The organism is Streptomyces sp. MK37H (genome assembly GCF_018035285.1).
Classification (GTDB): Bacteria; Actinomycetota; Actinomycetes; order Streptomycetales; family Streptomycetaceae; genus Streptomyces; species Streptomyces endocoffeicus.
This window is the reverse complement of sequence record NZ_JAAAYH010000606.1, coordinates 1-4,126: the sequence shown is the minus strand read 5'-3', so window position 1 is coordinate 4,126 and position 4,126 is coordinate 1. Positions and strand designations below refer to the sequence as shown.

General features: G+C 71.5%; 5 protein-coding genes and 1 pseudogene. All 6 read right to left on the bottom strand.

Features of this window, described 5'->3' with window-relative positions:
* A partial coding sequence (locus GWI24_RS41435; RefSeq protein ID WP_308344266.1) for a cytochrome P450 occupies positions 1-1,074 on the bottom strand: 1,074 nt, incomplete at its 3' end.
* On the bottom strand, positions 1,056-2,528 hold the full coding sequence (locus GWI24_RS41430) for a cytochrome P450 (RefSeq protein WP_210951182.1): 1,473 nt from the start codon (positions 2,526-2,528) through the stop codon (positions 1,056-1,058). The genes GWI24_RS41435 and GWI24_RS41430, both read right to left, overlap by 19 nt.
* Positions 2,525-3,136, bottom strand: coding sequence for an ATP/GTP-binding protein (locus GWI24_RS41425; protein ID WP_210951181.1), 612 nt, complete (start codon positions 3,134-3,136; stop codon positions 2,525-2,527). The genes GWI24_RS41430 and GWI24_RS41425 overlap by 4 nt, the downstream gene beginning before the upstream one ends.
* A complete protein-coding gene (locus tag GWI24_RS41420; protein ID WP_037962352.1) occupies positions 3,114-3,470 on the bottom strand; it encodes a DUF742 domain-containing protein in 357 nt (118 codons plus the stop codon). The genes GWI24_RS41425 and GWI24_RS41420 overlap by 23 nt, the downstream gene beginning before the upstream one ends.
* Entirely contained in the window at positions 3,467-3,895 is a 429-nt protein-coding gene (locus GWI24_RS41415; RefSeq protein WP_037962350.1) for a roadblock/LC7 domain-containing protein, read from the bottom strand. The genes GWI24_RS41420 and GWI24_RS41415 overlap by 4 nt, the downstream gene beginning before the upstream one ends.
* A pseudogene (locus GWI24_RS41410) lies at positions 3,892-4,126 on the bottom strand (ATP-binding protein); the annotation flags it as partial. The pseudogene GWI24_RS41410 and the gene GWI24_RS41415, both read right to left, overlap by 4 nt.

The window sequence follows — 4,126 nt, the reverse complement described above, 5'->3', positions numbered from 1 at the left end:
GGACTCCACCGGCTCCAGCGGGTCCTGCCCGGACGCCAGCGTGAGCCCGGGGAAGCGGTCGAAGAGCGCCGGGAGCGCGATCGCGGCCTCCAGCCGCCCCAGCGGGGCGCCGACGCACAGATGGACGCCGTGGCCGAACGCCAGATGGCTCTTGAGCTGCCGGGTGACGTCGAAGGCGTCCGCGTCCCCGCCGTGCACCTCCGGGTCGCGTCCGGCGGCCGCGTAGGCGGCCAGGATCGCGTCGCCCTTGCGCAGCACCACGCCGCCGTCCAGCTCGATGTCCTCCACGGCGTAGCGCAGCGGCAGGTTGGCGACCGGGGCGGAGTGCCGCAGTGTCTCCTCGATCACATCGTCCCAGGTGGCCCGGCCCGCCCGGACGTGCTCGAGCTGCTCGGGCCGGGTGAGCAGCGCGTGGATGGCGTTGTCCAGGAGGTTGACCGTGGTCTCGTGACCGGCCGAGAGGAACAGGGCGAGGGTGTCGGTCAGCTCCTTCTCGCTGAGCCTGGAGTCGCTCTCCTCCTCCCGCACCGCGATCAGACCACTGGTCAGGTCGTCGCCGGGCGTCTCGCGCTTGGTGGCCACCAGCTCGCCGAGGACGGCGTACATCTCGCCGTAGGTGGCGGTGACCTCCTCCGCGGAGGCGGAGGTGTGGAAGATGCTGTCCACGACCCGGCGCATCCGCTCGCGCAGGTTCTCGTCCTCGAGCCCGAACAGCTCGGAGATCACCTGGATGGGCAACGGGTACGCGTACGCCTCGCGCAGGTCGACCACCTCGCCCGGCCCGGCGGCGGCCAGGTCGTCCAGGAGCCTGGCGCAGATCTCCTCGATACGCGGCCGCAGGGCGGCGGTGCGCCGGGCGGTGAACGCCTTGGAGACCAGGGTGCGCAGCCGCCGGTGTTCACCGCCGTAGGCCGTGAACATGTTCTCCACCGCGACCCAGGTGATCAGCGGCCACTCGGGCGAGATCTCACCGTTGTTCCACGCGGGCCAGTGCTGCCGGGGATCCTTGGAGACCCGGGGGTCGGTCAGCAGCTGTTTGAGCGTGCGCTGGCGGGTTATTGCCCACGCCACCACGCCGTCAGGAAGCTCAACAAGCGTCGCCTCGCCGCCTGCTGCGACTCGGGCTGCCTCTCCGACAATGTCTCGGCCGGCGGGGTCGAGGACGATAGGACGGGGTTCCACTGGCTGCCTCCAGGGCTCTCGTCGAATGGGACCGACTTGGACACGGACGCCGCGAACGGCTCGGCCTGAGCCGCCGCCTGGGCGGGGAAGCGCACCGGCAGGGCGGCCAGGGCACGGTGGAAGGGGCCGGTCCGCCAGGTCAGCCGCTCGGCGGGGACCGCGAGTTCCATGTCCGGGAGGCGGTCCAGGAGCCGCTCGATGGCCACGGAGGCGATCACCCGGGCGGGCCGCTCGGCGGGGCAGCGGTGGGCGCCCGCGCTCCAGGCCAGATGGGCCCGGTTGCCGGAACGGCGGTCGGAGGCCAGGGCGGCCTCGTGGTTGGCCGCCGCGTAGCTGATGAGCACCGGGTCGCCCTTGCGCAGCCGTACGCCCGCCACCTCGCAGTCGTACCGGGGGAAGCGGGTGCCGTAGTTGGCCATCGGCGGATCGTTCCAGAGCACCTCGTCCAGGGCGTCCTGGACGGGCATGCTGCCGCCGGACAGCTCACCGGCGAAGCGGTCGTCCGACAGCAGCAGCCGCAGCGCGTTGGCGATCAGGTTCTGCTCGGGGTCGGTACCGGCCGCCATCAGCAGGATCATCTGCTGCGTCAGCTCTTCGTCGGAGAGCTGCGATGGATGCGCGATCAGCCAGGAGGTGACGTCGGCGGCGAGCTGCTGGCGCTTCTCCGCCAGCAGGCCGGAGATCCACCGGAGCAGCTCGTCGTTGGCCGCCGCCGCGTCCTCGCCGCTGTCGAAGAGCTTCATCATCGTCTCGACCAGCTTCGGCCCGTCCGCCGGGCGGGCGCCGAAGAGCTGGTTGAAGACCAGCAGCGGGAGCACCGACGCGTACTCGGTGATCAGATCGGCCTGGCCCCGGGAGGCGAAGGCGTCGATCAGCGTCTCCGCGCTGCGCTCGACGTACTCGCTGAGGGCGTGCGGATCCACCCGGTCCAGGCTGTCGGTGATCGCCCCGCGCAGCCGGGCATGTGCCTCCCCGTCGCTGAACAGCGCGTTCGGCCGGTACATCATCATCGGCGCGACCGGGTTGTCCAGCCCCACAGTGCCGTCCTGCATCGCCCGCCAGGCGCGCGGGTCCTTGGCGAACCGCTCGGTGTCGCGCAGGATCTCCAGGCCGAGCTGATAGCTGGTGACCAGCGAGGCGTACACCCCCGGCGAGAGCTCGACCGGTGCGATCGGCCCGAAGGTGGCGCGCATCCGCGCATAGGCACCGTGCGGGTCGTCGGCGAACTCGGGACCGTACATCGGTACGGCCGCGCGGGACCCGGTGGCGCCCCCGGCCTCGGCGGGGGCGGCGTGCGCGGGGCAGCCGGGTGGTGGAACGGGTCCGGCGGCTGGACTGTTGGTCACACAATCTCCTGAGAACTACGGGTCTGGCGGGCCTGTAGGTACTGGACGAGGGCGATCAGCGCATGAGTGGAGGAGATCCGGTCCCGGGCGTCGCAGGTCACCAGGGGCGTCTCCGGAAGCAGATCGAGGGCCTCCCGGACCTCCGGCTCGGCGAAGCGGGGAGCGCCCTCGAAGTGGTTGACGGCGACGGCGTACGGCAGTCCGTGCTCCTCCAGGACGGCCATCACCGGGAAGGACTGCTCCAGCCGCCGGGTGTCGGCCAGCACCAGCGCGCCCAGCGCCCCGAGCGTCATGTCCCGCCACAGCCGGGTGAAGCGCTGCTGCCCCGGCGTACCGAACAGATAGAGCACCAGGGACTCGCTGAGGGTGAGCCGGCCGAAGTCCATGGCGACGGTGGTGGTCGTCTTGTCCTCGGTGCCCCGCAGATCGTCGGTGAGCGCACCGGCCTCGGTCATCGTCTCCTCGGTGCGCAGCGGCCGGATCTCGGACAACGAGCTCACATAGGTCGTCTTGCCGACCGCGAAGTGCCCGACGACCAGGATCTTCGCCGCCACCCGTACCGTGGCCGGGAGATAGGCCGCCTGGTCAGAGACGAGCGCGGAGTCCATCGAGCACCTCCTGGAGCAGCTGGACCTCGGGGAGTTCGGCGGGCGGGATGGGGGCCCGCGCGCTGATGTGGCCGCTGTCCACGAGGTCGCCGAGCAGGACCTTGGTGACGCTGACGGGCAGCTCCAGATACCCGGCGACCTCGGCCACCGAGAGCGCCCCGCCCAGGCACAGCTCCATGACCCGCCGCTTCTCCGGGCTGAGCCCGGTGAGCGGCCGGTCGGGGTGGGCCATGACCAGGGTCACCAGGTCGAAGGTGTTACGAGTCGGGTAGGCACGGCCGTCGGTCACGACATACGGCCGTACCAATCCTCGTTCGCGCCTCCCCGGGCTCATGCGTGGCTGCCGATCCCCTGCCGCGGGAGGCCCTGCCTCGGCGGGCTGGTGAGCTCCTTGCCGAGCCGGTCGACGAGTTTCTGCATCCGGTAGCTGACCGCCTCCATGTCCACGGCCTCGGTGGCCGAGACCGCCAGATACGCACCGGGCCCGGCTGCGATCAGGAAGACGTACCCGCCGACGAACTCGACGAGCGTCTGCTGCCAGGGCGTCTCGTGCGGATCACAGAACTCGGAGGTGGAGCGGCTGATCGACTGCAGCCCGGAGAGTGCGGCGGCCTGGCGCTCGGCCTCGTCGCGCGCGATGCCCTGGGAGTGTGCCCGGAGCATCCCGTCCGCGGAGAGCAGGATCGCGTGCCGCGCCTCCGGCATCTTGACGACCTCGTCGAGCATCCAGCCGAGCTCGTTGTTGAGATGGTCGTTCATGCCTGGCGATTCCCTTCGTCATGGTGAGGGGCGGAGTCCTGGGTGGCGGAACGGCCGGAGCGGGTGCCGCGGGCGAACGCGCCCATCCGCGAAGCGGTTTCCTTCGCCGACCGCACACGGAACGCGCCCGTGTCGGGGTCGGCGGCGCCGGTCTGCCCGGCGCCGGTGGTCCAGTCGCCGGGCGGCGGGGTGGCGGCGGCCTGCCGGCGGCGGCGCTTGGGCAGACCGCCC

Excerpts from the sequence above, each read along its gene's own strand:
- GWI24_RS41415 (WP_037962350.1), bottom strand. The coding sequence starts at position 3,895 with ATGAACGACCATCTCAACAACGAGCTCGGCTGGATGCTCGACGAGGTC.
- GWI24_RS41420 (WP_037962352.1), bottom strand. The coding sequence starts at position 3,470 with ATGAGCCCGGGGAGGCGCGAACGAGGATTGGTACGGCCGTATGTCGTG.
- GWI24_RS41425 (WP_210951181.1), bottom strand. The coding sequence starts at position 3,136 with ATGGACTCCGCGCTCGTCTCTGACCAGGCGGCCTATCTCCCGGCCACG.